The sequence below is a fragment of the Tessaracoccus sp. O5.2 genome (assembly GCF_964266725.1).
GTDB lineage: Bacteria > Actinomycetota > Actinomycetes > Propionibacteriales > Propionibacteriaceae > Arachnia > Arachnia lapidicapta.
Genome location: NZ_CAXWGV010000032.1, coordinates 1 through 3,128, shown reverse-complemented (window position 1 = coordinate 3,128; position 3,128 = coordinate 1). Strand labels below are relative to the sequence as shown.

Genomic DNA, 3,128 nt, shown 5'->3' with positions numbered 1-3,128 from the left:
CGTACGTTTCTCGCGTTTGCATGTCCAGCTGCGCTCCGCCTTGAGAAGTCTGATTCGGTCGGGTTCGCGCGATCGTGATCCTGGGCTTGAGTCGGCGGGTCTTCGACGTCGAACTCGTGGGCCTGCGATTGATGCTGCGTCTACGCCGTGGCGATAAGTGTCGCGATTCCGAGCGCGATGATCGCGACCACCAACACGACGATGATCAGCCAACGCAGGCGCTGGGTTCGCGTGGCCCGCGTCTCTACAGCGGTGGAGCCGGGGGTGGGTGGCCTGTCGTGCTCGGAGAGTTCAGGCGGGATCTCGCCGACGACGGTCACGGGAGCGTCGCCGGCTGGGTTAATCCAGGCTCGGGCGGGATCGGGAAGTGGATCGTTGATCCACCGCCCGGTGATCGGGTCGAACCGCTCTTCCGCGGGCGGCATTACGCGTTCCATGGGCCCAGTCTGACAGCGGGCCAGCCCTCTCGGACCCTGCAGCTGGGAACACCCCGCCCGTCGGAGTGGGTCCATGCCGCGAAACCAGATCGGGCTCCGGAGCCAAATGACCCGATGTCTGCCGACATCGCTTCCCACGCGGTGAGGCTCGGAGCTGAGGAGCTGAGTGCGCTCACGGCCCGACGGAGGGCTGCACAGCCAAGGATGCACACCACGCAGTGACAGCGACCAGCGACAGCAGACCTGGGGCCACCGTGGGCCACAGTCGCTTGGCGACGTCATGGGCTCCAGCGGGTGGCTCCGGTTTCGCAGAAGCTGGTGCGGACTGCCGGGCCTTCGAGGCAGGCGGCGTCGACCAGGGCGCGATCGCCGATGGGCTCGTGAAGGGAAACGGTCATCTGGACGCTGTCGTTGCCCTGGCAGTTCTGGGGCTCGTTGCCAGGGAGCGGTTCGGCGTCGACCCGGATGATGATGTCGTCGATGCCGAGTGAGACAACTGGCTGGGCGATCGCTCCGGTCACCCCGCTGGAGCACTCTGCGCGAGTGACCTCGATAGTGACGGTCGTCGACGTAGCGGTCACGCGCTCGGAGTCGGCGAGAGTCCAGGTCGCGGCTGCGCCCACCTGGGGCGGGATCGTGGCGGTGACATCGGGGATCGCGCTAAAAGCCGTACGCGCCTCATGATCCGGGGCGGGACTGGCCTGGGGATCGGGATCTGGCTTTCGATCGGGCGCAGTACGTAGGTCTGATCAACCAGCTCCTTGATGCCGATTGGTCACACGCACTTCCGAAGGTGTAGGCGCTGCTGCGGGCATCCGACTGACACGACGGCACGCTCGCTGGGCTCCGAACCGGTCGGCCGTGGGACTGCCGAACATCCGTACATGCCGCACCTGGTGCGTCAGGCGACCTTGCTTGCGTAGCGCTGGCGGGCGGCCTCTCCGCTGGTGCCGACGAAGGCGCCGATCGCTGACCATGGCATGCCGGCTTCGCGGGCTGCGCGGATGGCGTCAATCACGTGGCGCTCGGCTTCGGATCGCTCCGCGACCGCTGCTCGGAGCAGGGCTACTGCACCGGCGTCGAGTTCGTCGTCTGGGTTGGGTTCGTAGGACTCGAAGCGCGCCGCCAGCTCGTCGGCGTGCTGCAGGATCTCGTCAACAGTGCGTGGCATGGTCATCACCTCAGGAACTTCTCGCGGGCTTTCATTGCGTGGACGATGACGTGCACTTGATCGCCATCGACATAGCCGACCTCCAAGAAGATCGCGGACTGGTTGGGACCCACGATCATGGTGAACCCGTCGCCGAGATCCCAGATCCGGACCGGGTTGCGGTAGGCGTGGAGGATCTCATGTTCACCCAGGCCATGCTTGAGGGCGGACGGGGCGATGACTGGATCCTCCATCGATCCAAGGTAACTTGCGAACATGAGCGGGTCAAGTGTCGGGAACATCCTGATCTGTCGCGACCTGTGCGCTCGTGGGGGGCGAGGCGCCTGAGCCTCCCTATGGCGTGCTTGGGTTCCGCGTGGTGGTCAGGTGACCTCTCCTCGCGCGTGAGCGCGATCCGATCGGCGCAACGCCCGGCGTCTTGGACTTTTTCGCGTGGGTTGGTGAGACTGCAGCCATGACTGACCACGACGGCGAATCCCTGTCGCCGCACAGGATCCGCGTCTTGTACGTGACTGATCTGGCGTACCAGGCGCGGGGGCGTCGCTATGGCGACGAGGACGTGTTCTTGTCCGATCGCCTTCGCTCTGACTTCGACATCGCCCTGTGCCACCCCAAGGACGCGGTCGTCTTCATGGACTCCTTCGACGTGGTCGTCGTTCGCAACAGCGGCCCCGTCATCCACTACCAAGGGCACCACGACGAGTTCCGCAGCCGCGCCCTGCAGGGCCGGTACCCGGGTGTTCAACGAACTGACGGGCAAGGCCGACATGATCGGGAAGCAGTACCTGCCCGACCTGTACCGCGCCGGCTATCCGGTCATTCCCACGGTCGAACGGCTCCAGGACCTCGACCAGTTGCCGCCGGCGGTCCAGTACGTGGCAAAGCCCAAGTACGGCGCTGATTCGGTCGGTCTACAGTTCGTCGAACCCGACCGGTTGCGAGGGCTGAGCTTCGAGGACCTGCTGGTGCAGCCTCGCGTCGACTTCGACTACGAGGTGTCGTTCTACTTCGTCGACCGCACCTTCGAGTATGCGCTCTACGCGCCCCATGCAGAGCAGCGATGGTTGCTCGAACCCTACGAACCGACCCAGGCCGATCTGTCCTTCGCGCAGCGGTTCATCGACTGGAACGACATCGAGCACGGGATCCAGCGCGTGGACGCCTGCCGCACACGGGACGGCGGCCTCCTCCTCGTCGAGCTTGAGGACCTCAACCCGTACCTGTCCCTGGAGCGAGTCGCTCCTCCCGTTCTGGATGCCTTCGTCCGGGACATGACGTCATCTATTGCGGCACTGGCCGGGAAGTCACCAGCCTCAGGCCCGAGGTCCATGCCACGGTCGGGTTGACGGCGTCCGGGCGGCATGGTCGGAGGCTACCGACTCCGAACATCCTCTTCTAGTGGGTTCCAGCCGAGCTTCTGGCAGGCTCGGTCCTGTAGCGGCTGGCGGGTCAGCACTCTCCTCTTCTGATCGCTGTTTGAGGTCTTGCGGCAGACCGTGCGCCCGCTGGTCGTGGGGAGG

Annotated in this window: 5 protein-coding genes; 1 reads left to right on the top strand and 4 read right to left on the bottom strand. The window is 65.3% G+C overall.

Annotation, left to right across the window (positions count from 1 at the left end):
• Window positions 1-140: 140 nt before the first annotated feature.
• The 4 genes from ACFQPD_RS10030 to ACFQPD_RS10015 all read right to left on the bottom strand — a co-directional run bounded on the left by ACFQPD_RS10030 (window position 141) and on the right by ACFQPD_RS10015 (window position 1,841).
• Window positions 141-437 carry a hypothetical protein gene (locus ACFQPD_RS10030; RefSeq protein WP_385900483.1) on the bottom strand — a complete coding sequence of 99 codons (297 nt, stop codon included), beginning with the start codon at window positions 435-437 and terminating at the stop codon, window positions 141-143.
• 278 nt (window positions 438-715) lie between these two features.
• On the bottom strand, window positions 716-958 hold the full coding sequence (locus ACFQPD_RS10025) for a hypothetical protein (protein ID WP_385900481.1): 243 nt from the start codon (window positions 956-958) through the stop codon (window positions 716-718).
• 380 nt (window positions 959-1,338) lie between these two features.
• Entirely contained in the window at window positions 1,339-1,608 is a 270-nt protein-coding gene (locus tag ACFQPD_RS10020) for a hypothetical protein (RefSeq protein ID WP_353082641.1), read from the bottom strand.
• Between the two features lie 5 nt (window positions 1,609-1,613).
• Complete coding sequence (locus tag ACFQPD_RS10015) at window positions 1,614-1,841, bottom strand: hypothetical protein (RefSeq protein ID WP_040284067.1); 228 nt, start codon at window positions 1,839-1,841, stop codon at window positions 1,614-1,616.
• Between the two features lie 504 nt (window positions 1,842-2,345).
• On the opposite strand from ACFQPD_RS10015, the gene ACFQPD_RS10010 reads away from it, so the two are divergent.
• The gene (locus ACFQPD_RS10010; RefSeq protein WP_385900479.1) at window positions 2,346-2,954 is read left to right on the top strand and encodes a hypothetical protein; all 609 of its coding nucleotides are present in this window, start codon (window positions 2,346-2,348) and stop codon (window positions 2,952-2,954) included.
• The last annotated feature ends 174 nt before the right edge of the window (window positions 2,955-3,128 follow it).